This window comes from Magnetococcales bacterium (assembly GCA_015231175.1).
In the GTDB taxonomy this organism is placed as follows: Bacteria; Pseudomonadota; Magnetococcia; order Magnetococcales; family DC0425bin3; genus HA3dbin3.
On record JADGBZ010000023.1, the window covers coordinates 16,722 to 42,048 of the forward strand.

Below are 25,327 nucleotides of genomic sequence, written 5' to 3' on the forward strand. Positions count from 1 at the left end.
GCGTTTCCCCCTTACCTGTTTTTTTGGACCTCATCCAGCCTCTTCAGGCTTGCCAAAAATGGTTCCAATTCCGCCAACGGCACCATGTTGGGGCCGTCGCACGGCGCCTGGTCGGGATCGGGATGCGTTTCCAGAAAGATGCCAGCCACCCCGACGGCCACGGCAGCCCGGGCCAGGGGGGTGACGAAACGTCGTTCTCCCCCAGAAGCCGAACCCATTCCCCCCGGGCGTTGCACCGAGTGGGTCGCGTCGAAGATGACCGGATACCCTGTTGTGGCCATGACAGCCAGGGCACGCATGTCCACAACCAGATCCCGATACCCGAACGTGGTGCCTCTTTCACACAACAACAACTTGTCATTTCCTGTGCTTGCCGCCTTTTCCGCGACGCGCGCCATATCCTCCGGCGCCAAAAATTGACCCTTTTTCAGGTTGACCGGACATCCTGTGGCCGCAACGGCCTGGATGAAATCGGTCTGCCGACACAGGAAGGCCGGAGTTTGCAACATGTCGACCACGTTTGCAACGCTTCTGGCTTGTGGGGCGTCGTGGACATCGGTGACCACGGGCAAGCCGGTACGTTCCCGGACGGCTTGCAGGATGGATAATCCCTCTTCCATGCCGACGCCGCGAAAGCCGTTCAGGGAGGTGCGGTTGGCCTTGTCAAAAGAGGATTTGAAAACCATGGGAACGCCGAGTCGGACGGAGATTTTTAGCAACTGCTCCGCACAGCGCAGCGCAAACTCTCGTCCCTCGATGACGCACGGGCCAGCTATAATCGCCAGGGGGCATTGCTGGCCAAAAAGGACCGGTCCGACAGAGACGATACGAGGCAGTGTTTCAGCGGCCATTCCCGGATCCTGATCTGGTCCGCATGTCGGCAGTGGCCGTGCGTGGGAGGAGGGGAGTCAATGGATGTTCTTGAATGCAAGGCCGGCCTGTATGAAGGCGGCAAACAAGGGGTGCGGGTCGCGCGGACGCGACTTGAACTCAGGGTGAAATTGGCATGCCAGGAAAAAAGGGTGACCCGGCAGTTCCACGATCTCCATCAGACGTCCATCTGGACTGACGCCGGAAAAAAGCAGGCCGGCCCCTTCCAGTTGTTGTCGAAAGTTGGTGTTGATTTCAAAACGATGGCGGTGCCGCTCGGAAATGGTTTGTGTGGCGTAGGCCTGGGCGGCGCGGCTTCCGTCTTGCAGGTGGCAGGGGTAGGACCCGAGCCGCATGGTGCCGCCCTTGTCATGGCTTTTTTCCCGCTTTTGCAACTGCTCGCCATCGACCCATTCCGTCATGAGGGCTACCACAGGGTGGGGGGTGTGGGGGTCGAACTCGGTGGAGTTGGCCTGTTCGAGGCCCAGGACGTGCCGGGCATACTCCACCACGGCCATTTGCATGCCGAGGCAGATGCCCAGGTAGGGGAGCCGTTGTTCCCGGGCAAAGCGGATGGCCAGAATTTTGCCTTCGATGCCACGTTCACCAAAGCCGCCGGGCACCAGAATGCCGTTGACGCCACGCAGCTGGGCCTCGACGGTATTTTCCTGGAGGGATTCGGCGTCTACCCAACGGAGGGTGACCCGGCAGTCGTTGGCGATGCCCCCGTGGTGCAGGGCCTCGACGATGGATTTATAGGCATCCTTGAGTTCCAAATATTTGCCCACGACACCGATGGTCAGTTTGGTGCGCGGATTGATGACTTTTTCCAGAACCTGTTCCCAGGCGGTCAGATCGGGTTCCCGGTTGGGAAGGTTGAGCAGGGAGAGAATCTTCCGGCCAAATCCTTCCCGGTAGAGGGCAAAGGGCACCCGATAGATGGTATCCTGGTCCACACATGAGACGACGGCATCCTGATCCACGTTGCAGAACAAGGCAATTTTCTTTTTTTCGTTGATGGGGATCTCCCGGTCGCTGCGGCAGAGCAGAACGTCAGGTTGGATGCCGATGGCACGCAACTCCTTGACCGAGTGCTGGGTGGGTTTGGTTTTGTGCTCCCCGGCGGTAAGAATGAACGGAACCAGGGTCAGATGGACAAAGAGGGTGTGGTCCCGACCCATGTCGATGCGCATCTGGCGGATCGCTTCGAGAAAGGGTAGGGATTCGATGTCGCCCACGGTGCCGCCGATTTCGACGATGACCAGATCGAAGTCTCCGGCGACGCTCTCGATGGCATCTTTGATAGCGTCGGTGACATGGGGGATCACCTGAACGGTCGAGCCCAGATAGTCTCCACGGCGCTCCTTGCGGATCACCCGCTGGTAAATCCGGCCCGTGGTGAAATTGTTCCCCCGTCCCATGGGAACTCCGAGAAAACGCTCGTAGTGTCCCAGATCCAGGTCGGTCTCCGCGCCGTCATCGGTGACGAAAACCTCGCCATGCTGGTAGGGGCTCATGGTGCCTGGGTCCACATTGAGATAGGGATCCAGTTTCTGGATGGTGACCTTGTAGCCACGAGCCTGCAACAGGCACCCCAGGGAGGCCGCCGCCAGTCCCTTGCCCAGAGATGACATGACGCCGCCGGTTACGAAAACAAATTTTGCCATGTTATCAATGCCTTCTAACCATAAAAGTCCTGGATGCCTAGGCGTCGGGAGCCGAAATACGCTTCTGGAACCGCCTGCAACCCGGCATTCTATCAGGGGTCGTGCGTGCCGTCACTGCCGCTTCGTGTTGTCGGGCTGGCAATCATTGAAATGCAAGGAAATCAAATTCATTCGCAATGAGTCCACATGCGTATGACATGGACTGCATGATTTTCGGCATCCACTTTGTAGATCAGACGGTGTTGCAGGGAGATGCGACGCGAATAAAATCCGGCCAATTTGCCGATCAATTTTTCAAACCGGGGTGGTGTAGCAAAGGGATCCTCTGCCAGAAGGATTAGGAATTTTGCAGTTTGGTGGTTTCAACCCACTCCGAGAGAGGAGTTAAGCGTCTTTGACGGCTTGCCGACTCAGAACCATTTTCCAGTTCACCAAACAAGTTCCTCGAAGGGAGTTCCCTCCTCCAGGGGTTCAGCAGCGGACGTATGGATGCTGTCGATCAGACCCTCTACGCGATGCAAAAAAAGGGTTTCTTCAATGGCATGCCAGTCATCTGCGGCAAGCACGACAAAATCTCCCCCACTTCGACGCTTCACCTTGAGAAAAGTGTGATTTTCCACCACCCTGTCAATCTCGGTTTTCAGATGTCCGCGAAGGTAGTTAGCTGTGACTTCGTTTATGGTATCCCCCCGTTTGTCGTGGTGCACTTGCGCTGTATGGAAGACGGTACTTCATGGGGACAAAATCCGCAACATGAACGGGAAACGCCAAGTGGCTGGTTCTTTGCCTCTGCGAGGAGAAGGTCTTCGCAATTTTTATTGCCATGGATGCAAAATTTTGATAAAATGAGCCGCTTGCATATGCTCTGAAAGGTTTTTGGAACGACGCGCCATGCGAGAAGAAAACTTTCTCCAGCAAATTTCGGGTAGCTTCCGCGACTATGTGGCGGAGGGAACGTACTATAACTGGGGGCTTCTGGTCGTCATGATCGTCCTTGCCGTGTTGCTGGCCATCCATCTGGTCAAGTTGCACAGGGAGGAGCAGGCGAGGGAGGCCCGGCGCTTCGAGAAAATGGACGAGAAAGCTGCGAGAGTCAGGCCTCCCGTCAAGATGCCCCGCCCCAACATCGTGCTGGGGACGCGGCAGGCGAGAGAACGGTTCAGGAAAAAATTTTGAAGCGGATACGAACGTGACCCTCATCGTACAGAAATATGGCGGAACCTCCGTCGCCAACGTTGAACGCATCAAAAATGTTGCGGCCAGGGCGGTCGCCTCCCATCGTGCCGGCAACCGGGTGGTCGTCACCGTCTCTGCCATGGCCGGAGAGACAGATCGCCTGGTGGGTTTGGTCGAAGGCATCACCCCCACCTGCAACAAACGCGAATATGATGTCGTGGTCTCTGCCGGTGAACAGGTCTCGGTAGGCTTGCTTGCCATCGCCATAGAGGCCCAAGGGTGTAAAGCCAAATCCTATCTGGGTTGGCAGGTCCGATTCATGACCGATGACGCCTTCAGCAAGGCCCGTATCCGGGAAGTGGAGGGGGCCAGGATCCATCAGGATCTTCAGGCGGGTTACATCGTGATCGTGGCAGGCTTCCAGGGTATTGATGTCAACGGCAATATCACGACCTTGGGCCGGGGAGGATCCGATACCTCTGCCGTGGCGCTCGCCGCAGCCCTCAAGGCGGATCGGTGCGACATCTACACCGATGTCGACGGTGTCTATACGACCGACCCCCGCATCGAACCTAAAGCGCGCAAATTGGACCAGATATCCTACGACGAAATGCTGGAAATGGCCTCCCTCGGAGCCAAGGTTCTGCAAACACGTTCGGTCGAACTGGCCAAAAAATATTCCGTTCCGGTGCGTGTTCTCTCCTCCCTGGAAGAGGGCGCCGGAACCCTGCTGACTGAGGAAAATTCGACGATGGAACAGGTTCTTGTCTCCGGCATTACCTACAATAAGAACGAAGCCAAGATCACGGTCATGGGCGTTCCCGATCGCCCTGGCATGGCAGCCGTGGTCTTCAGTGCCCTGGCTGATGCCAACATCAATGTGGATATGATTATCCAGAATGTCTCCGCCAGCGGCGAAACCGACCTCACCTTCACCGTGCCCAAATCCGATTTTCGTCAGGCCCTGGGCGTTCTGGAGACCTCCATCGACAAGATTGGGGCGCGCGAGATCAAGGGCAATTCCGAAATTGCCAAGGTTTCGGCCATCGGCGTCGGCATGCGTTCACACTCAGGTGTGGCACAAAAAATGTTCAATGCCCTCTCCCGGGAAAACATCAACATCCAGATGATCTCCACTTCCGAAATCAAAATTTCGGTGGTCATGGATGAAAAATATACCGAGTTGGCTGTTCGAACTCTGCATGATGCGTTTGAATTGCACAAAGAAACAGGAGACAGCATCCGTCGCTGAACCAGCCAGCCAGGACAGCTTTACAGGCGGGGTGGCCATCCGGCTGCCCCGTTCGCTTTTTTTGTTGGGCATCACCCTCTGGGGGATGCGGGCCCTTTACAGCAGAATGAATCATGTCGAATGCCGCGCCCCATATCCTGATCTACGATACGACCCTGCGGGATGGCGCCCAAAGTGAGGATGTCCTCTTCTCCGTCGCAGACAAGTTGCGTATTACCGAGCAACTGGACGCACTGGGAGTCGATGTGGTTGAGGGAGGATGGCCGGGATCCAACCCCAAGGATGTGGAATATTTTCGTCAGGTACGTACTCTGAGCCTGAAGAACGCCCGTGTTGCTGCGTTCGGATCGACGCGGCGCGCCGATATGAGTGTGGAAACGGATCTCGTCTTGCAGAGTCTTCTCCGGGCTGAAACGCCGGTGGTGACCATTTTCGGCAAAAGCTGGACGTTGCATGTGCGCAAGGCGTTGGAGATCTCCCTGGAGGCCAACCTGGAGCTGATCCACGATTCGGTTCGCTATCTCAAACAACATGTGGAGACGGTCTACTACGACGCGGAACATTTTTTCGATGGTTTCAGGGCGGATGCGACGTATGCCATGCGTACCTTGCAGGCAGCGCGGGATGGGGGTGCCGATTGCTTGGTGTTGTGCGACACCAACGGCGGAACTCTTCCGTCTGAAATCCCGGCCATCATGGCCCGGGTTGCCAGCGTGGGCGCCCCCCTGGGGATCCATTGCCACAACGATGGCGGCCTGGCAGCGGCCAACAGCCTGGTTGCCGTAGAGGCTGGCGCGGTGCATGTTCAGGGAACCATCAACGGACTCGGTGAACGCTGCGGCAATGCCGACCTGACAGCCATCATTCCCAACCTGGTTCTGAAAATGCGCAAGCCTACACGGATCCAGGCGGAGCAGGTGCGGTCCCTGACCGCCATCAGCCGTTTTGTGAACGAGATGGCCAACCGGCCCTCACAAAAAAATCAGCCTTTTGTCGGGGCGTCCGCATTTGCCCACAAGGGGGGCATCCATGTTTCAGCCATCCTGAAAGATTCGGGAACCTATGAACATATCTCCCCGGAGAGCGTGGGTAATTGCCAGCGCGTTTTGGTCTCCGAACAGGCCGGGCGCAGCAATCTGTTTTATAAACTCAAAAAATTTGGCATCGATGACCTGCAACAAAAGGATCCCAGAATTTTACAACTCTTGACGGATATCAAGGAACTGGAACATAAAGGGTATCAGTTTGACGGTGCCGAAGCCAGCTTTGAGTTGCGGGCGCGGCGGGCCCTGGGGCAGGTTCCTGAATACTTTACCCTGCTCGGCTTCCGGGTCATCGACGAAAAACGTGAAAAGGCCGACGGAGACAGATTCATCAATGTCTCGGATGCCAGCGTCAGGGTTTCCGTTGGCGGACATGTCGAGCATACGGCAGCCGAGGGACAGGGTCCGGTCAATGCCCTGGACCAGGCGCTTCGCAAGGCGCTGATCCGCTTCTATGGCAACCTGCGTGAGGTGACTCTGTCGGACTTCAAGGTTAGAATCATTTCCGAAGGGGGAACGGCGGCCCAGGTACGGGTGCAAATCGAGTCCAGGGATCAGGTGGATCGCTGGGGAACCGTGGGTACTTCGGAAAATATTATTGCCGCAGCCTACGAGGCTCTGGTGGATGCGGTGGTCTACAAATTGTATAAGGATCAAACCCCGGTGCGGCATCTTGTCCAGGACGAGGGTGTCTGATCCTTGGGTCGGAATGGTGGATGGGTGCTACCGTGCGCGTCATGGCGCGGTTCTCAGGGGCGAAGGGTGAGGGTGGTTTCCCTCACCTCTGCGATTCAGGCTAAAGCGGTTGCAACAGCATTGGGAGTGACCGGTTGATGAAAAAGATCGAAGCTATCATCAAGCCATTCAAGCTGGATGACGTCAAGGAGGCCCTCTCCGAGGTCGGTATTCAGGGTATCACCGTCTCCGAGGTGCGGGGGTTTGGGCGTCAGAAGGGACATACGGAGCTTTATCGCGGTGCTGAGTATGTCGTCGATTTTTTGCCTAAGCTTAAAATCGAGATCGTGCTGGACGATGCCAGGGTTGACCGGGCCGTAGAGGCGATCGAACAGGCAGCCCGGACGGGCCGAATCGGCGATGGTAAGATTTTTGTCTGTGATGTGACCAGCGTCGTCCGCATCCGGACCGGCGAACGGGATGCCAACGCCTTGTAGCTCTCATCCCTACCGGTAGTGTGTTGTACAGCTTGCCCCCCCTCCTTCTTCCTCCGGTTCTTTCCTCCTTCTATCGCGGTTGGGGAGGGGAGGGGGGTGCGGCCGGGCTGCGCGTCAGTCGATTTTCATGATAACCTTCAACTCCCGTAGCAGGCTGTGGGCCATGCTCAGGCGTGCCTCTTTCACCTGGGGGCCGCAGTAGCGTGAGCGCACGGGGTTGACTTGCAGGTTTTCCAATTCCGGATTGAATACCGGTCCCAGATCGGTGCTTTGATACGACTCCACAAGATGGATCAGCTGCCACGTCAACTGGACAAGATCCAATGGGCGGTAGCTCCCGACAAACTCTCCGAGAAAGTCTAGCCTGCGGATCTTGTCGTCGGTGGAGTTGTGCAACAGGTCCAGGATTTCCAGCAGCAGGGATTCGCGGTTCTCTCCTTGCCAGACCGGTTGTCGTACGCAGCAGAGGGCGTGCAGTTGATCGGCCTCGGGAAAGGTTTGCCGAACCCGGTGAGCCACCCTCTCGGTGATGGGCAGGTTGAGATGGAGGAGCCGAACGTAACGTTCGATGATCATCCCGGGCACATCCAGTAAGCATGAATCTCCGGCAAATTCGACGGTACATTGTGGATTTTCCTGGCTCAAGGTCTCCGTCATGCCAGCCAGGGTGCTTTCGGCAAGGCCCGCCAAAGGCAGAACCGCCTCAAACGGCTTGCGGTCGTGGTTGTCAGGTGTGAAGAGTGATGCCAGCAGCAGCTCGACCTCGTAAGGTTCAAGACGGGCGATCCGATTGCTGACCAGGGCATCCAGAGGTTGATCCACGCGCATATGGTCACGGATGCGGATGGCAGCCCGCTCTTCCAGGCGCCGTTGCCGGGTCAGGCTGCGGCGCAATTCAGCCAGTATGCCTTGATTCATGGCCAATTCTCCGAAGAAGAAGGTGGAGTATCTCCCCCAAAAAAACGGTAACTATTCACCACCCGGCCACGAATCGGGGTCCAGGGGGCTGGCTCCCTGGCTTAGTCCAGGGCAGAGCCCTGGTGGGGTTCGGGGCGAAGCCCTGACAAAGGCTTTCATATCCAAGCTTTTCTTGAAAGGGTGCAGAAAAGTTGCAGTTTTTCATACAAGGGAACCAAATCTGCCCGCACAAAAAAACGCCCCTCCCCCGGAAGGGAAGGGCGTTGCTCTGTATTCTGCTCACGATAACCCGGAAGGGCGCAGCAAACTCAGGTCACTGAAATCAGTTTGCTGAATACTCAGTCTGGGCATCGACGTTCTCGATGCCAGCCAGCTCCTGGAGGCGGCGCCAGTTGTCCAGACGATCACGCATGGATCTCAGGAGGGTCTCGCTAGGTTTGCCTTCTTTGTCGAAGTGTTTCGCAAACCGGCCTTCACTCTTGGCAAAGGTGAGGAAGTCAACCTGCTCTTCACCATCCTTGCCCTTTTTGTGGTGCCAGTCACGCTTCAATGAGGGGTTGCCTTGCAGCGATAAGCGCGAAGCGATGGTTGGGCCGGCATCCGGGTTATAGACGAAAACCGGGAAAGCACGAGACTCCACCGCCAAGTTGGCCTGGGTACAGGAGACATCATCGGCCACCTGGTGCTCTGGTTGACAGGTGGTATACACGTTGATGACTGCTGGCCCGTTGAAACGCAACGCCTGTTCGACGCCACGATAGAAATGCGTGATCATGGGGCCGACGGTCTGCACCACAAAGACCCGGGGGTGCATCATGGCAATCAGACCGATCTCTTTGCGCTGCTCCTGTTTGCCAGGGACGCTGCTGCCGTGGACGGACATCTTGGCTTCCTGGCCGATAAAGGTTGCCGTGGAGGCTTGACCACCGGTGTTGGAGTAGACCTGGGTATCCAGGATAAGAACCTTGATGTTCATGCCTGAGGTCAGCATGCGGGAGAGGGCCTGAAAGCCGATGTCGAGCATCGCCCCATCCCCACCGAAGGCCCACAGGGCATGGTCCTGTTTGCCGAGCTGGTCCCAATGGGCGCGGATGCCCATGGCCACCACGGAGTTGTTCTCAAAGAGCGAATTGACCCAGGGAACCCGGAAGGGGTTGAACGGATACGTGGAGCTGTACACCGTATTGCACCCTGTCGAGGCTACGATGCCATATTTGTGTCCCACCACCTCGTTGGTGATGGCCAGCAGCTGCCGAATGACGGAGGCTTCGCCACATCCCATGCAGGAGCCGGCGCCACCCACATACTGGTTGGAATCGTCGCTCAGCATGATGTCTACGCGGAGCTTGGGATTGATGTACGCTTTTGGCGTATCTGGACAGCTCTTGTAAAAATCCCAGATGGAGAAGTAATCCGGGAGATTGTCCTTGGTCTTTTTGATCATTTTTAGGGATTTGTGATCGCCACAAGCGGTGACGCACTCGCCGCATCCCTTGCACTTGGTCGGGTCGATAAAGATGCCAAACCAGGCGCCGCCGGGGCTATCCGGCTCTTTTTCCTTCTTTTTTTCGTAGGTTTTCCAGAACTTGGTTGTCTGGACGAGCTGGCGATGGATCAACTCCTTGGTGCGACCATCGCAAAACTTGTTGATCTCGGTCTCCAGAGTGGGCGGGGTGACGACCCGTCCCCAGATCGCCGAATCCGGGCAGTTTTGGACACACTCCATGCAGGCCACGCAGCTTTCTGCCGCATACTCTGGCAGGTCCGGGGCGATGTAGGAAAAATCACGATAGGAGCCGGTTCCAGCAGGAACGACGGAACAGGCCACGAACGGATCGGCAGGTTGACCCGAACCCCGTCCAGAGTTGTAGGCCTCGACAACTTCCCGTGCCCGGTTGATGTCGTACCACTTGGGGGTAGGGTGCGAATAGATCTTGGCGCGCTGACTCATGCAAAATCCCTCCAATCGGGGCGGCCCAGGCCGCTTGACCGACGTTTAGATAAAGAAGGCGTTGACGTCTTTGCCCTTGGCATCCCAGTCCAACTTGCCCTGGGCCAGGAGCTCGGGTGGCGTGGCATCCATGATGTCACGGGTCACTTCCATGACCCGTGAATAACCCTGCCGGGCGGCGTTGAGGTTGTCCTCGACCACTTTGTCACCGCGCTTGCCAAAGTATTTTTCCAAGGGCTTACGTACCTGGTCGAACAAAACCTGCTCGGAGAGGTTGGCATTCTCACGGAATGGGGTGACGCGCAAAAAGACCCCCAGGAGAACGACGCCCTGGAAGCGCTGGATCAGGGAGGAGTCGGACTGACAGGCATCCCGGGCGATGGCGATGGTGTCTACGCCGTAGAAGCGGATGCCGTTCTCCCGGATGAAATATTTGGCATAGGGCGGGATCGAATCCCACAACCCTTGCGGGGTGGTCTCGTCGGTGTGCTGGAAGACGATGCCTTTGTTTTGCAGACCAACCAGGGGGTTGCCCATGAACCAGGTGGTGGGATCCATCAAGGGGACGAAATCGACCTGTTGCAATTCGCAGTGGGTCAGTATCTTCCCCGATGGTGTCACGGTCAGGTAGGTGTTGGTCGGCAGACCCTTCTTTTCCGAGCCATATTTGGGGGCTGCCTGCACCTTGAACCCGAAGGTGTCTCCAAGGATGGTGGCAATGATCTTGTTGGTGGTGACGGAGCCGTAGCCTCCAACGGAGTGCCCACGCACCGAGAAGGAGCCGATCGGGCGCACATCGGGTTCGGTCTCGGTGGCCAATCCGCTGGCGTGGTCGATACCAAGGGTGAAGTAGCGTTTGCCTTGTTGACCGGCGAGCATGTTTTTCACCACCGCCATGATATGGCCAGGGGTGACGTCGCGGGAACCCAGTCCGGCAGAGCCCGTAAACACATACGGTATCCGGTCGATTTTGACAAAGCCCGGGATGCCCATGAGGGCCTTGGCCAGAGACGCCTCGATGTCGGTGGTCAGGGGGTTGTCCACCATGGTGGGGATATCGCACCGTTCGAGGACGGCGACCGCTTTGCAGTTTTGAATGGCTCCGGCAATCTCGGCGGCTGGGAATGGCCGGTAACAGGTCACAATGACGGCGCCCAGTTTGACTCCCAGGGTCTTGCGTACCACGTCGATGGCGGAACTGGCTGTCTCTGCCAGGGTGCCCATGGCGATGATGGCATACTCGGCATCATCCATCTGGACGGGCTCGATCAGACCATACCGCCGACCAGTCAGTTTGTAGTACTCATCCATAGCTTTTTGGATGACGCCAGGGAGTTTGTCGTAGAAGAAGCGTTGTGAGATGCGCCCCTGCATGTAGGCATCCTGGTTTTGCACTACGCCGATCTGCATGGGGTGATCTGTGTCAAACGTAGGCCGGATGCGCTCCCGGGGGTTGCCGAGGTACTCCCGGACCAACTCATCCTCGGGGTAGTTCAGGTTCTCAATGGTGTGGGTGCCCAGGAAGCCGTCCTGGATGTTCATCATGGGGGTCAGGCCATCTTCCGAGGCGCGGCGGGCGATCAGGCAGAGGTCGGCCACAGCCTGGATGCTGTGAGCGAAGAGCATGCCCCAGGCGACGTCGGCGACGCCCATCACGTCGTCGTGGCCGGCGTGGACATTCAAGGACTGAATCGTCAGGGCGCGGGCGCCGACGTTCAAGACATGCGGCAGCCGTTTGCCGGCGATGGTGTACAACACCTCCTTCATCAGGATCAGACCCTGACCGGAGGTGAAGTTGGTCACCCGCCCCCCGGCCAGTGCGAAACCTTCGCAGGCAGATGCGGAGGAGTGTTCGGATTCCAACTCCATCCAGGCCAGCGGGGTTCCCCAGACGTTTTTAAAGCCATTCGCCACGGCCACCTGGTACAACTGGCCCATGATGGTCGAAGAGGTGATGGGATAAGCTGCTGCACCATCCGTGGCCCGGGTTTCGACATAGGCGACAGCATCCGAACCGTCCCCTGTACCCGGTATTCCGGGATAGGGAAAAAGCTGCTGCTCGGGTTTAAGAGTGGCCATCCAGACTGCTCCTTGGGTTGGTTTGGTTCCATAATCCCCGGGTCACTGCCCCTCCCCGGGAAAGCGGGAGAAGGGGAACCGGATTTTTCGTGTCATGGGCGATTGATCAGCCACACGGTCCTTGCCTTCAGGCGCCGACCATGTAACAGATGGGTAAATATTGACGTGTCCAGGGTGAGTATAGCAATCCTTTTTCGTGCAATCAACGTGACGTACAGATCATCCTATCGGGCCATTGAGCCAGATTATGCCGTTTTTTCATATGATTGTTCATGTCGTGTCGTCTTTTTTTGGTCAAGAAAAAAAACGCACACCCCATCAAAACTCACGCCGTCCGGCCAGAGCCTGGTAGAGGGTCGACTCATCAAGATACTCCAACTCGCCGCCCATGGGGAGACCGTAAGCGAGGCGGGTCACTTTTCCCACCAGGGGTTGGGCGATTTGCACGGCATAGTGGGCCGTGGCTTCCCCCTCGACGGTCGGGTTGGTGGCGATGATCAGTTCACGGACAGGCCTTTGTTGAAGCCGTTGCGTCAGGGTTGCGAAATGCAAATCTTCGGGACCGACGCCATCCAGGGGTGACAGACGTCCCCCCAGGACATGGTACACGCCACGGAATGCCCCGGCTTTTTCCATGGCCAGGAGGTCCGAGGTCTCCTCCAGGAGGCAGAGCGTGTTCTGGTCACGTTGTTGATCGGCGCAGATCCAACACAGCTTCCCTTCTGCCAGATTGAAACAGACCGTACATGGGCGCACCTTATCCCGCAACCCCTCCAGGGCGAGGATCAGCAGGTCCATGTCACTTCGCTCCCGGCGCAACAGGTGCTGCACCATGCGCTGGGCCGATTTGCGGCCAACCCCGGGAAACCGGGAAAACATCTCCACTGCCTTCGCGACAGAGGGGAGTCCTGATTTGGTTTCACCGTCACGCATTTTTTTGTCACCTGGGATCAGGGCATCTTCAAACCGGGGATGTTCAACCCGCCTGTCACCTGCGACAACTGTTGCTGGGTGATCTCCAGCAGGCGGCGTTGGGCATCGTTGAAGGCAGCCGCCACCAGATCCTCCAACATCTCCACATCCTCCGGCTGCATCAATTTGGGGTCGATACGCACCTTCAGCAGCTCTTGCTTGCCATTCATGGTGATGACCACCAAGCCGCCACCGGCGTTACCTGTCACGGACACAGCGGACAACTCTTCCTGCATTTTGGCCATGCGCTCCTGCATTTGCTGCGCCTGTTTGAGAATATTGCCTATATTTTTCACACTTGCCTCACTTTCAGCCTGATTCATTCATGGTCATGGGCATACCAGCCATGCCCCTTTGGCAAGAGCTCCCGCTGGCCGCGCACCGTATGCCCCAAAAAAGGGTCCAGCATGGTGATGATTCGGCACCCTTTCAAGAAAAGCCAGTGGCTCAACCGACATGATTTGAAGTGTTCACTTTTCGTGATTACTCCGCACTCTTTCAAGAAAAGCTTGGAAATGAAAGCCTTTGTCAGGGCTTCGCCCCGAACCTCACCAGGGCGCTGCCCTGGACCCGCCAGGGAGCCAGCCCCCTGGACCCCGATTCATGGCTTGCCTGCACATCAAATCAACATGGTTGAGCCACTAGGACATGAAAGCCCGATTACGAAAGCCTTGTCGGACGGTTCTCCAGGGGTTCCACCGCCACGACCCTGGCTTGAAACATCTGTGTCAGGCGTTGAATGATCGGGTGCTCCTGGATCTCCTCTTGCAAACTGCGTTGACACTCTTGCACCTGTCGCACCTGTCCTTCCTGCCAACTCTCCGGACGGGGGGCTGAGGAGGCATCCTCTACGCATATCCGGGTACCGGCAAACCCTTGTTGCAACAAAAATTCCGTCAACATTTGTTGCAGCCGTGCGGCTGGTCCAAAGCAGTCATTGGTCAACCGCAACCGGATGGCTTCCGGCATGCCACCTGTGCCGGGAAGAAATTCCAGGCAGGCCACCTGATTGCCCAGTTTGCGCGCCAGGGATGGTGATTTGCGCATGACCAGGGGCAGAAAATCGTCCCAGGAAACAAGGGATCGCTGGCTTCCGGTCGGGTTTTGTTCGGGGTGTAGCACTGGCAGCGACGCAGCGGTGGGGGTCGGTTCCTGGTCAAAGTATGAATTGGGATCAACGGGTGAAGTGGCAGCCTCGGGAGTTGGCGACGGTGTGGCGTGGGAAGAGAGTGGGGTCTTCGCAGGTTTTGCCGACACGGCCTTGTTGCCGGAATTTTCCGCACTGCCGTCGCCGGCCAACTGGAGAATCAATTTCCGCAAATCCGGGATTTGCCGCAGATAGGTGACGCGCAACAGAAGCATCTCCAGGGCCTGGTAGGGGGCGTCGGAGACTACGAGATCGCTGCGGCCTCGCAACAAAATTTGGTAGAGCATCTGGAGGTGCTCCATAGGCAACGGATCGAGAAAGGGGAGGCTTGGCTCGGCACTCTGTAAGGTTTGATGTGCGCCTTCCTTGCGTTTTTCTCCAGCATGCCGACGCAGCACCTGCCCGCGTGTTGCCTGGTGCAGCAGGGCCAACAAATCGTTGACCAGGATTTCCGGCTCCATGCCCCCGGCAAAAAAAGTTTGGACGGAGGCCAAAACCCGCTCCCCCGCGCCGGTCGTGATGGCTTCCAGGAGGCCGATTACGGCATCCTGGTCTGTCAGACCCAGCAGGAGGCGCACGTTGTCGTATGCGACCGCACCCTGGCCATGGGAGATGGCCTGGTCCAAAATGGACAGGGCATCCCGTACCGAGCCGTCGGCAGCCTGGACCACGGCGGCCAAACCGCGTGTATCCCAGGTGACGTTCTCTTTGGCCAACAGGTCGGAGAGATGATCCGTCATCTGTTCGCGGGAGATTCGTTTCAGGTCGTAGCGCTGGCACCGGCTCAGGATTGTTGCGGGAATACGTCGGGGTTCTGTTGTGGCAAAAATGAATTTGACATGCCCGGGGGGTTCTTCCAACGTCTTCAACAGGGCGTTGAAAGATTGGGCGGAGAGCATGTGGACTTCGTCCAGGATGTAAACCTTGAAACGGGCGGAGGAGGGGGTGTAACGCACCATCTCCAGGACTTCCCGCATCTGGTCCACCTTGGTGCGGGACGCGGCGTCGATCTCCAGGACATCAGGATGGATGCCGGCGCGGATCTCCAGGCAGGAGTCGCATGTGCCACAGGGCGCGGGCGTAGGGCCGGTCTGGCAGTTGAGGCTCATGGCCAGAATGCGCGCCACTGTGGTCTTGCCCACCCCACGGATGCCCGTAAACAGGAAAGCATGGGCCAACCGGCCACTCTCCAGGGCATTTCTCAGGGAACGGGTGACATGTTCCTGTCCGATCAGGGCGTCAAAACCCTGGGGGCGCCATTTGCGCGCCAAGACCTGATAGGCAGACATTGAACCGGCTTCGCAGTGGCCGATTGGAACCGGCCAAGTGGAGGGAAAAATTTCGCTACAGGCAAGGGGGAAGCAGAAATGACAAAGGGCGGCTCCGATCAGGATGGTTGCGGCACCCAAGGAATCCCGTTACCGCTGCTACCTTCCGGTCCTGGCGGGGTTCACAGGTCTTTGCTGCGCAGTTCCTGATCATCGACGCCGCCCACTGTCCCGACACCCAGCAATAAAATGTGCTGAAACACAACAAAAAAAAGACATCTCAACCCCGCCCTTGATGACACACCGGGTGGTCTTTCGTCAAATTATTTTTTGTAACTATTCACCATCCGGCCACGTATCGGGATCCAGGGGGCTCACTCCCTGTTTTCAACTCTGCCCTTTTCCCCACAGCAGAAACCAGAGGGTGCCAACGAGCCCAAAAGCAGCGGCGGTCAGAAAATTCACCTGCGGTCCCAGCTCCCAGAGAAATGCCCCGCTTAGTGCCCCCAGGGAAACCACCATGTCCCGCACCAGATAATAAGCTCCGAACGCTGCTGCACGATGGTCCGGTGGGGCAAGGTCAAGAATCAGAGCTTTTCGGGTCGGTTCTCCAAACTCCTTCAAGCCGCGCAGAACAAAGGCTCCCGCCAGCATGGTGAACGAGTGTGTCGCCAGCAATACCAGGGGGAAAAGGGTGAAAAGGGCGAACGTGACCAGCACGAAGGGTTTTTTCTCTGCGCGATCCGCAAGAAAGGCAACAGGCAGATAGATCAGGATCGCCGTGGCCATTTCGATGGTGGTCAACAGGCCAAATTCTGCGCCGGAGATCGGGTTGGCCATGGTCTTCATGCACCAGACCACCACAAACGCCTGGGGGATTTGTTCGCAAAAACGCACCAGGATGTCGGAAACCAGCAACCGGCGCATGGCGGGTGTGATCAGGGCCAGCAGCCGACCCAGAGAGTGGGGGGGGCTCTCCGCCTGGGTTGGCCGATCATCGGGAATAAGGCGCTGCTGGGCAATCAACCCAACGATGGCCATGATCAAGGCGATGGTAAAGGAGATGCGGATGCCGGCAACCTCACCCAACCGGTCGATGCACATGCCGCCGATCATCGGTCCCAGGGCCATGGGGATGCGTTTGACCAACGCATGCATGGTCACGCCCATGGTGCGCTTGTTGCTGGGCAACACCTTGGCGATCAATCCCATGCTGGCTGGCAGGGAGAGGGAGCTCCAGGCCAGAAACAGCACCGCCCCCGCCAGGACCGCCTCCCAACGGGGAACGAGAATCACGAGCAGATACCCGGCCATGGCCGTCAGGTTGATGAACAACAAGCTGCGACGCATGCCAAACCGTTCGGCCAGATAGCCGCCGGGAAGGGAGTAGAGGGCGGAAAGCAGATTGTCCATCGCTCCCAGCAGGCCAACCACCAGGGAACCGCCCCCCAGGGCCAACAGATAGATTGGCAGAAAGCGTTCCGCCAACCGTTCCCCCATGCCGACCAACATCACAAGAAGCAACAAACCCGCTGTTTCGCGCCGCATGGCCAGAAAATCAAGCAGACGCATGGTTCGGGTCATCGGCGTATCCTTTTCGGTGCCCGGGAAACGGTTGTTTTATGCTGTGGCCATATCACCGCTTGGCGACAAAACGGGGTCCAGGGGGCTGAACAGTCACCTTTTTCTTATGGACCTTTGGCCGTATCCAGGGCACACCAGGCATAGAGGGCGTCGTAAAGTTCAAATTGCCGGGCGATATTTTCCCGATCATCCGGAAAACGCAATCCATAACCCGTGGCGATGGCTTCCAGACCACGGGCCAAAGGGTCTTTATCGTAACGATGGGTATCGGCGCCATTGACCACTTGCGCCAAACGCAGCAAGGCTTTGTCGGTGAGCTGATAGGCGCGGATCAAGACATCGAAGGTACAAAGATCGCCATCATGATCGTACATGGCTCCGGGTGAGTCGTAGGAGATGGCTCCTTCCTTGGCCGCCTCCTCCAACACCCGGCTCTTGGAGACGAACAGAAACTCGGCCTCCGAGTCGATGAAACGGGCAATCAACCAGGGGCAGGCAACCCGATCGACATGTACATGGGAACGTGTCATCCATTTCATCAGGGTGCATCCCGGGTGGCGGAGTTTTGGAAGCAGCCGAAATAGCGAAGGTTGTCTTCGGTTGTCTTGCGCATGTCGTCCAACAAATGGTTGAAACGGGCCTCCACATCATCTTGAAGATGGTAGAGATACTCCCTCGCCCCCTCTTCACCATATTTTTCCGACCACATTTTGGCATATTCCAACACTTTGCCCAGGTCATGGCGCTCATATTTTTTGTCCGGTTCGTCGATCCATTGATGAATATCCCGGTACTCCTTGCCCGTTCTGGCCAGGCTGCGTTGATAATGCACTTCCGGTTTCGACATGGCTTTCTCCATGGGGTTGGGTCAGGAAACAGCGTGCCTTTCCTGGTAAAATTTGCGGAGCGATGCCTCAACTGAGGAGTTGCAACAAGAACAATATCTTGCTGCATCAACGAACAATCCTGACCGCGCACTCTACTACCTTGTGGAGCATATTGCAAAATCGGCTAACCGGCGGAAAACAAGCCGGTGGCTTCCGACAGGCACAATTCCGAGGACAGCATGCCAAACTCTATGCCCAGTTGGCCCAGGTTTGCATGGCTTTTTCGCTCCATTGAGCCAACCACTTCCCTCCCAGTACAAGATTTTGGCCTTGTCTCTGTGGTGGTTGCGAAAAACAAACGGGTTGTCATCAAAGGGATTCAATCCCAACTCTGCTTCCACCAAAAGAGTTTGAATATGGCGCGATTTGGCTTGGTGGCCTGACAATCATTTAGACACAAACGACTGAAAGCGCAGTCATTCCATCACTCTCCAAGAGTGGTCCGTCAACCCGGCCACCATGGCAGGCGTTCGGTGGCGATGGCGCCGCCCCGAAAACGGGTTCGCACCTGGCACGCAGGTTCGCACCCAACCAATCCCCGCCATTTTTGCACAACGTCCTGCGAAAACCGGACGGAACTCAAGGCGCACCTTCCGTTCGCAGATCATGTTCTCAAGGATCGAGCGCTTTCTTGACTTGACGGGAAAGAACGTGATTTGACGGGAAAAAAAACATGGCCGGGAACAGAAAATGGCGGAGGAGCAGGGATTCGAACCCTGGGTGAAGTTGCCCCCACAACGGTTTTCGAGACCGCCCCGTTCGACCGCTCTGGCACTCCTCCGGGAAAATCGCCACAATCCGGGTAACTCTAGACGAAGCTTTCCGAACAGGCAAGAACTTGTCGATGGTGCGCCGTCGTGCCATTGGTTCCCCGTCGGAATTGTGTTAAATTCTCCGCCTGATTTTTTTTGCAACCCTGCTGCCGATAGAGAAATGGATCATGAGACCAAAACCGATGGTACTGGTGGTGCTGGATGGCTGGGGCTTCCGAAGCGAAACGGCAAACAATGCGATTCATGCAGCACGGACGCCCCATTTTGACCACTGGATGCAAAGCCGCCCACATGCGTTGGTGGAGACATCAGCCGGACATGTGGGACTGCCAGACGGGCAAATGGGCAATTCGGAGGTGGGCCACATGAACCTGGGAGCGGGCCGAATCGTCTACCAGGAGTTGACCCGGATCAGCCTGGCCGTCAGGGAGAAAACATTCCACAAAAATCCGGCGCTGGTGGAAGGGATCGCCAAAGCCGTCGCGGTCGGGGGCGCCGTCCATATCTTGGGTCTGCTCTCCCCCGGGGGGGTCCACTCCCACACGGATCACATGCTGGCCGCAGTGCAGACTGCCAAAGAGAATGGCGCAAAAAAAATATTCGTCCATGGCTTCCTGGACGGCAGGGATACCCCTCCGCGCTCCGCCGTGGAGTTTGTGGCTGACTTCGAGAAGGGTTTGCAGGCCATCGGCGCCGGACGCATCGCCACAATATGCGGTCGCTATTACGTCATGGATCGCGACAAACGCTGGGAACGGGTGGTCCAGGCCTACGATATGTTGACCCAAGGCAAGGGCTTTACCGCCCCGAACGGGTTGGCAGCCGTCAAGGCCGGTTACGAACGGGGTGAGGATGACGAATTCGTCAAACCAACCGTGATCCTGGAAAATGGCGCCGCACTGGGAACCGTCCAGGATGGAGATACCATCCTGATGCTGAATTTCCGTGCGGACCGGGTACGAGAGATCAGCCATGTTTTTACGGATCCCACCGAAGGGCCCACGGCGTTCAAGGGTTTTCCGCGCGAACGCCTGCCGCGTCTGGCCGCCTTCGTCACCTTGACCCTCTACGACGAATCCTTGCAAAACGTTGCCGTCGCCTTTCCCCCGGAACGCCTGACCGAGCTGTTGGGACAAGAGATTTCGCGGCATGGGCTGAAACAGTTGCGCGCCGCCGAGACCGAGAAATATGCCCACGTCACCTACTTTTTCAACGGCGGCGAGGAGGCGCCCTTCCCGGGCGAGGATCGGCTGCTCATTCCGTCACCCCGTGTCGCGACCTACGACTTGCAACCGGAAATGTCGGCAGCCCAGTTGACCGATGCCGTGTTGGAGCGCATGCAAGGCGGCCAGTTCGATCTGGTCGTGGTCAACTATGCCAACCCGGACATGGTCGGACATACCGGCAAGTTTGATGCCGCTGTCAAGGCGATCGAAACCGTCGATCAGTGCCTGGGGCGGCTGGCCACAGCTGTCCTGGCCTCTGGTGGTGAAATGCTGATCACGGCAGATCATGGCAACGCCGACCAGATGGTTGATGAAAACAACCAACCCCATACCGCTCATACCAACAATCCGGCGCCCTTGATCTACCTGGGACGCAAAGCAACCCTCAGCAATGGCGCCTTGTGTGATGTTGCACCCACCCTGTTGCGGCTCATGGGGTTGCCGCAACCGGCTGCCATGACCGGGCATCCCCTGGTTACCTTGTAACGTGGGAACGCCCCCAGACTGAAACAGCCATGACCGGTGGATCACGGAGAAACATGCAGCGGAATGTCCCCATCCACCGCAAATGGCGCAAAGATCGGAGTCGCCCGGATGCCCGGTTGCCTTTACCGGGCTCCTTCGGCGGAGGTTTTGTCCGGTGGGGCCTGTTTTCAACCGGTTTTCTCTGGCTGCTCATCCTGACGCTGGGGTTATGGCCCCCGGCAGGCTGGGCTGCCCGGGATCGTGCCCGTGCCCTGGAACAGAATCGTTTGCGTCTGCAACAAGTCGTCAGTCGTCTCCAGGCGGAACAGACCGCCCGGGAGCAGGCCAAAGGCCAGGAGAAGACCCTGACAGGGGAACTGGAACAGTTGGATCAGCAACTGGCCGAAGGAGAGCAACGCCGCAAGGAGATGGCCGGTCATGCCAACCAATTGACGGAACAACTCCCCGAACTGAACCGACAGATCGACATCCTCAAGAGCGAACTGGAGCGGTCCCGGCGCTTGCTGGACCAACAATTGCGCATGGCATATGGCATCGGAGAGCAAGGCATGCTCAAAATGCTGTTCTCTCCTCGTGACACCGGGCAATGGCGAGAAGGGATTCAATATTTCGGCTACCTGATTCAGGCACGCAATAGACGCTTCCTGGAGTATCGGGATACTGTTACGCGCCTGAACTCTGCCATCAAAGGACATCGGGAGTTGTTGGAACGCTTGGCAGCCATCACCGCCAAACAGGAAGAGGCTCGCCAGCAACTGTTGCAACGCCGGGAAGAACGCGCCACCTTGTTGCAGCGGGTGCAAAAGGATGCGCGCCTGCGGGAACGCCAGGTCACCGAACTGGCCCGTTCCCAGGAACGACTGGAAAACTTTGTCACCCGCCTGGAGACGCTCCTCCAGGAGGAGAAAGAGAAGGCCGCCCGAGAAAAGGAAGCCAGGGCTGCCCGAAAAAAAGCCGCCCAACTGGCCAATGAAGAGGCCGCCCTGGCAGCCAAGGAGGCCAAGGCAGCCCGGGAAAAGGAAGCCCGGGCCATGAAAGAAAAATCTGCCAAGGATGACAGACAACAGGAAAGTTCGGCCACCGCCAAAAATTCCGAATCCGCTGAGGATTCCGCCGAGTCTTCCATAGGGGAGGATGAAGATGCGTCCCAGGCACCGCATGGCCCTGGCGAGGCCAATCGCAAACAGGTCGAAAAGGGAGTGCCCCACTCAGGCGCAAAAAAGGTTGCCTTTGGCCAGATTGGGGAGCATCGCGGACACTTGCCGCATCCGGTCCCGGGGCGTGGGCGCCGAAAGCCCCCCGGCATGTTTTTTCAGGCTTCGCCCGCCACACCTGTGCGAGCCGTGTTTCGGGGTGAAGTCGTTTATGCGGACTGGTTTCGCGGATACGGGTTGATGATCATCCTGGGTCATGGTCATCGTGCATACTCCCTGTACGGACACAACCAACGCCTTCTGGTCAACCAGGGCGATTGGGTCAACGAAGGAGACAAGATCGCCGAGACTGGAGATACCGGATCCCTGGAAGGAGTCCCCGGTCTCTACTTTGAAATCCGCCACCAGGGAAAGGTGGAAAATCCCACTCAATGGCTGGCATCGGGCGGTTGATGCGGGATCGATGGTTCAACCATGGCAGGAAAGAATTTGCGCAAGCCCAACGGGCAGGAGTCACCCATGATCGTTTCGTTGCAAAAAGGCAGTCGTTTTTGGTACGTGTTTGTGGTGCTGGCCGTCCTTGTGGGCCTGCACGTGTCGTCGGAGAAAGTTCTGGCCTTCGACCAGGTCGCCTACGAGAAACTCAAGGTATTTTCAGAGGTTTATGATCAAATCAAACAGAATTACGTCGAAGAGATCGACAACAAGAAAGTCTTGTACGGCGCGATTTCCGGCATGCTGAAAACCCTGGATCCCCACTCTTCCTTTTTGCCGCCGGAGAGTTTCAAGGAGATGAAAACCGAGACCCAGGGGGTTTTTGGCGGTCTGGGGATCGAAATCACCCGAGGCAACCGGGCCATCAAGGTGGTGTCTCCCATCGAAGATACTCCTGCCTTTCGGGCTGGCATGAAAGCCGGGGATCTGATCATCAAGATCGAAGAGGAGAGCACCCAGGACATGGATCTCATGGAGGCTGTCAAACGGATGCGAGGCAAGCCCGGGACAGCAATCAATCTGACCATCCTGCGGAAAGGTGAAAACAAGCCTCTGACGTTCAACCTGGTGCGCGCCGTCATCAAGGTCCACAGCGTCAAGTGGCGAATTGAACCAGGCGATATCGGCTATGTGCGCATCATCCAGTTCAACGAACAGGCCTATCCGTTGCTCCGCTCCTCCCTGGATGAGATGAAAGCTCAGGCCAGCAAAAGTGGCAAAGGCAGAATTCACGGATTGGTACTGGATTTGCGTAACGACCCGGGCGGTTTGCTGGATCAGGCAGTCCAGGTTGCCGACGCTTTCCTGGATAGTGGTCGGATTGTCTACACCAAGGGACGCATTCCAGGAAAGGACATGTCCTTTGACGCCCAACCGGGGGATTTGACAGACGGCGTGCCGATGGTCGTGATGATCAATGGCGGGTCGGCATCGGCCTCTGAGATTGTGGCTGGTGCGCTACAGGACCATAAGCGAGCCGTGATCCTGGGAATCCAATCATTTGGCAAGGGGTCCGTGCAAACCATTTTCCCCCTGCCTGACGGGTCAGGGTTGCGCCTCACCACAGCGCAATACTTCACCCCGAATGGCCGTTCCATTCAGGCCAAGGGCATCGCACCGGATCTGGTTGTTGAAGATTTGAGCTTCAGTGCCAAACGGGAACCGGGTGATCGACCCAAAGAGAAGGATTTGAAGGGCCACCTCAGAAGCGAAGATGAGACGGAAGCACCACCCAGCGATGAGGATTTCGTTGAACAAGGCAAGGAATTGGACAAGTCCAAGGACAAGGAGAAGGACAAAGAGAAAGAGGACGACAAGAACAAGGATAAAGAAAAAGATCTCGCCGACGCCGACAAGATAACAGGTCACAGCAAGGAAGATTATCAGTTGCAAAGAGCGTTGGATCTCTTGCGGGGGTACCAGGTGTTCTCCCGTCGGTTGGGTTTGGATTCCGCTCCCGCCGCCGGGGAGCAGGAACAATGACCACAACCGGGGATGACTTTGGACAATTCCGAAAAAGGGCACGATGCGGACGACAAGTCTGCGGATAATGAGGCTCCAGCACCAGAAAAACCCCTGCGCAAAAGGGGCGTTCTGGCCGTCGGGCTTTTGGTGGTTGCTTGGATCGGTATGGGAGTCTATCTATGGCCGGTGTTGCGGGATCCGCAACACCTGGCCATGGCTTCATCCTCTCGCGAAGGAGGGGGAGCGGGTTGGGATGGGGGGTCTGATCGTGTCACCCTGGGGGATGTTCCTGCCGAGAGTGTTCAGGGTGGTATCGGTGCAAGGCTCCTCTCTTTATCGCGTACCCTTTCGGAGAGTAGTGCCACCCCTGCTGACTTCCCCTCTCCCGGGGCGTCCCACGGGGTTGTCCTTTCCTCTGCCGCTTCCCCGGACAGTGCCGTGCATGCGGTCCCTTCTGCCGTGTCAACCTCTGCCTCCTCTGCACCGGAAACATTGTCGGTCTCGGACTCTGCCACCGATGTTGAAGCAGGGGCAGGTGCCTCTCCGGTGTTTACGCCCATATCCATCGCTCCCCTCCCGCCCCCTGTGGCGCCGTTGCCCAACATCGTGACAGGTACCGCACCTCCCCTGCCCTCTGCTGCTCGGACAACCGCAGCAGTTCCCACTCCGGCTGCGAAACCTGTTCCGGGCTGGGTGTCTTCTTCAGCCACCCAGCCGGTCGCTTCGACCCAGCATGCAGAACCAGGAGTGGACACCAACGTCTCCACCCCAACCCAGGCAGGGAGTTCAACCCCACAGCCCACATTGCTGGTTGCTTTGGAGCGGAAAACAGACAAAACTGCCGATGATGGAAACAGATCCGTTCTGTATGAAGAGCATTTTTCCGACGATGCCGAGTTGTCACAGCACCCCTCCGATACGCCGCCACCATCACCCCGTTCGCCTGCGGAGATGCGTGGGCACCGTCAAGGCTGGGCCCAGGTCGCTGTGATCATCGATGATCTCGGTTATAATGGCCCGGTTTCGGAGGGTATCGCCCGCCTGCCAGCGGATTTGACCCTGGCCATTCTCCCAGGTGGGGGTCACTCTCGCGCCGTGGCCAACCTGGGCAAAGCGACAAACAAAGAGATCATTCTGCATCAGCCGATGGAACCACGGGGTTATCCGCATCTCAATCCGGGGCGTGGCGCCCTGTTGATGGGGATGGATCGGGAGCGCACCCGGCGCATCCTTGAGGCCAACCTAAATCAATTTCCGGAAGCCAGGGGTGTCAACAACCACATGGGTTCGCGGTTCACAGCCGATTCCGTCGGCATGGGCAGGGTGATGGAAGTACTGGCGGAGCGTGGGTTGTTTTTTGTCGACAGCCGAACCGCTGGAAGGTCGGTCGGGGTGCGCGAGGCGGTTGTCCACCATGTTCCACGTGTACAACGCGATATTTTTCTGGACAATGTTCCCAACGTTCGAGCGATCAATCAACAACTGGCCCGTCTGGAAGCGGTGGCCCACAGGCATGGATCAGCCGTGGCAATTGGCCACCCTTACCCGGCAACATTGGCCGCTCTGCGGAGCTGGCTGCCAGAGGCGAAAAGCCGCAGGATCGAGGTGATTCGCGCCTCGCAACTCCTGGGGCCGGCGTCCTCCCGCGCCCGCTATCCAACCCGCACACCTGTGGTTGCCCAGGCGCACTAGTGGACCAACCGACATGATTTGAAGTGTTCACTTTTCTTGACTATTCCGCAC

General features: G+C 57.5%; 21 protein-coding genes, 1 tRNA gene, 1 other RNA gene and 1 pseudogene. 9 read left to right on the forward strand and 15 right to left on the reverse strand.

The window, feature by feature from the left end; translation table 11 throughout:
• Positions 1-11: 11 nt before the first annotated feature.
• The 3 genes and pseudogenes from kdsA to HQL63_07075 all read right to left on the reverse strand — a co-directional run bounded on the left by kdsA (position 12) and on the right by HQL63_07075 (position 2,957).
• The gene (gene kdsA, locus HQL63_07065) at positions 12-851 is read right to left on the reverse strand and encodes a 3-deoxy-8-phosphooctulonate synthase (protein MBF0176593.1); all 840 of its coding nucleotides are present in this window, start codon (positions 849-851) and stop codon (positions 12-14) included.
• Positions 852-908: 57 nt separating this feature from the next.
• A complete protein-coding gene (locus tag HQL63_07070; GenBank protein ID MBF0176594.1) occupies positions 909-2,537 on the reverse strand; it encodes a CTP synthase in 1,629 nt (542 codons plus the stop codon).
• 167 nt (positions 2,538-2,704) lie between these two features.
• Positions 2,705-2,957, reverse strand: a pseudogene (locus HQL63_07075) (Txe/YoeB family addiction module toxin).
• A gap of 65 nt (positions 2,958-3,022) precedes the next feature.
• Between HQL63_07075 and HQL63_07080 the strand changes: the two are divergent.
• From HQL63_07080 to HQL63_07100, 5 genes are all read left to right on the forward strand, one after another.
• Positions 3,023-3,406, forward strand: a complete 384-nt coding sequence (locus HQL63_07080; protein MBF0176595.1) for a hypothetical protein — start codon at positions 3,023-3,025, stop codon at positions 3,404-3,406.
• A gap of 22 nt (positions 3,407-3,428) precedes the next feature.
• Complete coding sequence (locus HQL63_07085; protein ID MBF0176596.1) at positions 3,429-3,713, forward strand: hypothetical protein; 285 nt, start codon at positions 3,429-3,431, stop codon at positions 3,711-3,713.
• 13 nt (positions 3,714-3,726) lie between these two features.
• Complete coding sequence (locus tag HQL63_07090) at positions 3,727-4,965, forward strand: aspartate kinase (GenBank protein MBF0176597.1); 1,239 nt, start codon at positions 3,727-3,729, stop codon at positions 4,963-4,965.
• 113 nt (positions 4,966-5,078) lie between these two features.
• Positions 5,079-6,704: a citramalate synthase gene (locus HQL63_07095; protein ID MBF0176598.1), complete on the forward strand. Its 1,626-nt coding sequence runs from the start codon at positions 5,079-5,081 to the stop codon at positions 6,702-6,704.
• Between the two features lie 137 nt (positions 6,705-6,841).
• A complete protein-coding gene (locus HQL63_07100) occupies positions 6,842-7,180 on the forward strand; it encodes a P-II family nitrogen regulator (GenBank protein ID MBF0176599.1) in 339 nt (112 codons plus the stop codon).
• A 114-nt stretch (positions 7,181-7,294) separates the two neighbouring features.
• Here HQL63_07100 and HQL63_07105 read toward each other — a convergent pair whose 3' ends face one another.
• From HQL63_07105 to HQL63_07160, 12 genes are all read right to left on the reverse strand, one after another.
• Positions 7,295-8,098: a hypothetical protein gene (locus HQL63_07105; GenBank protein ID MBF0176600.1), complete on the reverse strand. Its 804-nt coding sequence runs from the start codon at positions 8,096-8,098 to the stop codon at positions 7,295-7,297.
• 322 nt (positions 8,099-8,420) lie between these two features.
• Positions 8,421-10,049, reverse strand: a complete 1,629-nt coding sequence (locus tag HQL63_07110; GenBank protein ID MBF0176601.1) for a 4Fe-4S binding protein — start codon at positions 10,047-10,049, stop codon at positions 8,421-8,423.
• Between the two features lie 45 nt (positions 10,050-10,094).
• A complete protein-coding gene (locus tag HQL63_07115; protein ID MBF0176602.1) occupies positions 10,095-12,128 on the reverse strand; it encodes a 2-oxoacid:acceptor oxidoreductase family protein in 2,034 nt (677 codons plus the stop codon).
• Between the two features lie 318 nt (positions 12,129-12,446).
• Positions 12,447-13,061 (reverse strand): recombination protein RecR, encoded by a 615-nt coding sequence (recR, locus tag HQL63_07120; protein ID MBF0176603.1) that lies wholly within the window; start codon positions 13,059-13,061, stop codon positions 12,447-12,449.
• A 17-nt stretch (positions 13,062-13,078) separates the two neighbouring features.
• Entirely contained in the window at positions 13,079-13,396 is a 318-nt protein-coding gene (locus HQL63_07125) for a YbaB/EbfC family nucleoid-associated protein (GenBank protein ID MBF0176604.1), read from the reverse strand.
• 364 nt (positions 13,397-13,760) lie between these two features.
• The gene (gene dnaX, locus HQL63_07130; GenBank protein ID MBF0176605.1) at positions 13,761-15,536 is read right to left on the reverse strand and encodes a DNA polymerase III subunit gamma/tau; all 1,776 of its coding nucleotides are present in this window, start codon (positions 15,534-15,536) and stop codon (positions 13,761-13,763) included.
• 93 nt (positions 15,537-15,629) lie between these two features.
• An RNA gene (gene ffs, locus HQL63_07135) (signal recognition particle sRNA small type) lies at positions 15,630-15,727 on the reverse strand.
• Between the two features lie 175 nt (positions 15,728-15,902).
• A complete protein-coding gene (locus HQL63_07140) occupies positions 15,903-17,099 on the reverse strand; it encodes an MFS transporter (protein ID MBF0176606.1) in 1,197 nt (398 codons plus the stop codon).
• Between the two features lie 104 nt (positions 17,100-17,203).
• Positions 17,204-17,638 (reverse strand): chromate resistance protein, encoded by a 435-nt coding sequence (locus tag HQL63_07145; protein MBF0176607.1) that lies wholly within the window; start codon positions 17,636-17,638, stop codon positions 17,204-17,206.
• Positions 17,638-17,946: a hypothetical protein gene (locus HQL63_07150; GenBank protein ID MBF0176608.1), complete on the reverse strand. Its 309-nt coding sequence runs from the start codon at positions 17,944-17,946 to the stop codon at positions 17,638-17,640. The genes HQL63_07145 and HQL63_07150 overlap by 1 nt, the downstream gene beginning before the upstream one ends.
• A gap of 135 nt (positions 17,947-18,081) precedes the next feature.
• The gene (locus tag HQL63_07155) at positions 18,082-18,315 is read right to left on the reverse strand and encodes an IS66 family insertion sequence element accessory protein TnpB (protein MBF0176609.1); all 234 of its coding nucleotides are present in this window, start codon (positions 18,313-18,315) and stop codon (positions 18,082-18,084) included.
• A gap of 362 nt (positions 18,316-18,677) precedes the next feature.
• Positions 18,678-18,767, reverse strand: a tRNA-Ser gene (locus HQL63_07160).
• Between the two features lie 159 nt (positions 18,768-18,926).
• On the opposite strand from HQL63_07160, the gene HQL63_07165 reads away from it, so the two are divergent.
• From HQL63_07165 to HQL63_07180, 4 genes are all read left to right on the forward strand, one after another.
• Complete coding sequence (locus tag HQL63_07165) at positions 18,927-20,471, forward strand: 2,3-bisphosphoglycerate-independent phosphoglycerate mutase (protein MBF0176610.1); 1,545 nt, start codon at positions 18,927-18,929, stop codon at positions 20,469-20,471.
• 53 nt (positions 20,472-20,524) lie between these two features.
• Complete coding sequence (locus tag HQL63_07170; protein MBF0176611.1) at positions 20,525-22,078, forward strand: peptidoglycan DD-metalloendopeptidase family protein; 1,554 nt, start codon at positions 20,525-20,527, stop codon at positions 22,076-22,078.
• Between the two features lie 66 nt (positions 22,079-22,144).
• Positions 22,145-23,602, forward strand: a complete 1,458-nt coding sequence (locus tag HQL63_07175; GenBank protein MBF0176612.1) for a S41 family peptidase — start codon at positions 22,145-22,147, stop codon at positions 23,600-23,602.
• Positions 23,603-23,620: 18 nt separating this feature from the next.
• Positions 23,621-25,276: a divergent polysaccharide deacetylase family protein gene (locus tag HQL63_07180; GenBank protein ID MBF0176613.1), complete on the forward strand. Its 1,656-nt coding sequence runs from the start codon at positions 23,621-23,623 to the stop codon at positions 25,274-25,276.
• The last annotated feature ends 51 nt before the right edge of the window (positions 25,277-25,327 follow it).

What these genes read in the sequence shown, in the direction of transcription:
- HQL63_07080 (MBF0176595.1), top strand. Translation starts at nt 3,023, where the DNA reads ATGGATGCTGTCGATCAGACCCTCTACGCGATGCAAAAAAAGGGTTTC.
- HQL63_07095 (MBF0176598.1), top strand. Translation starts at nt 5,079, where the DNA reads ATGTCGAATGCCGCGCCCCATATCCTGATCTACGATACGACCCTGCGG.
- HQL63_07140 (MBF0176606.1), bottom strand. Translation starts at nt 17,099, where the DNA reads ATGACCCGAACCATGCGTCTGCTTGATTTTCTGGCCATGCGGCGCGAA.
- HQL63_07150 (MBF0176608.1), bottom strand. Translation starts at nt 17,946, where the DNA reads ATGTCGAAACCGGAAGTGCATTATCAACGCAGCCTGGCCAGAACGGGC.
- HQL63_07165 (MBF0176610.1), top strand. Translation starts at nt 18,927, where the DNA reads ATGAGACCAAAACCGATGGTACTGGTGGTGCTGGATGGCTGGGGCTTC.
- recR (MBF0176603.1), bottom strand. Translation starts at nt 13,061, where the DNA reads ATGCGTGACGGTGAAACCAAATCAGGACTCCCCTCTGTCGCGAAGGCA.
- HQL63_07175 (MBF0176612.1), top strand. Translation starts at nt 22,145, where the DNA reads ATGATCGTTTCGTTGCAAAAAGGCAGTCGTTTTTGGTACGTGTTTGTG.
- dnaX (MBF0176605.1), bottom strand. Translation starts at nt 15,536, where the DNA reads ATGTCTGCCTATCAGGTCTTGGCGCGCAAATGGCGCCCCCAGGGTTTT.
- HQL63_07100 (MBF0176599.1), top strand. Translation starts at nt 6,842, where the DNA reads ATGAAAAAGATCGAAGCTATCATCAAGCCATTCAAGCTGGATGACGTC.
- HQL63_07170 (MBF0176611.1), top strand. Translation starts at nt 20,525, where the DNA reads ATGCAGCGGAATGTCCCCATCCACCGCAAATGGCGCAAAGATCGGAGT.
- HQL63_07110 (MBF0176601.1), bottom strand. Translation starts at nt 10,049, where the DNA reads ATGAGTCAGCGCGCCAAGATCTATTCGCACCCTACCCCCAAGTGGTAC.
- HQL63_07105 (MBF0176600.1), bottom strand. Translation starts at nt 8,098, where the DNA reads ATGAATCAAGGCATACTGGCTGAATTGCGCCGCAGCCTGACCCGGCAA.
- HQL63_07115 (MBF0176602.1), bottom strand. Translation starts at nt 12,128, where the DNA reads ATGGCCACTCTTAAACCCGAGCAGCAGCTTTTTCCCTATCCCGGAATA.
- HQL63_07145 (MBF0176607.1), bottom strand. Translation starts at nt 17,638, where the DNA reads ATGAAATGGATGACACGTTCCCATGTACATGTCGATCGGGTTGCCTGC.
- HQL63_07085 (MBF0176596.1), top strand. Translation starts at nt 3,429, where the DNA reads ATGCGAGAAGAAAACTTTCTCCAGCAAATTTCGGGTAGCTTCCGCGAC.
- kdsA (MBF0176593.1), bottom strand. Translation starts at nt 851, where the DNA reads ATGGCCGCTGAAACACTGCCTCGTATCGTCTCTGTCGGACCGGTCCTT.
- HQL63_07070 (MBF0176594.1), bottom strand. Translation starts at nt 2,537, where the DNA reads ATGGCAAAATTTGTTTTCGTAACCGGCGGCGTCATGTCATCTCTGGGC.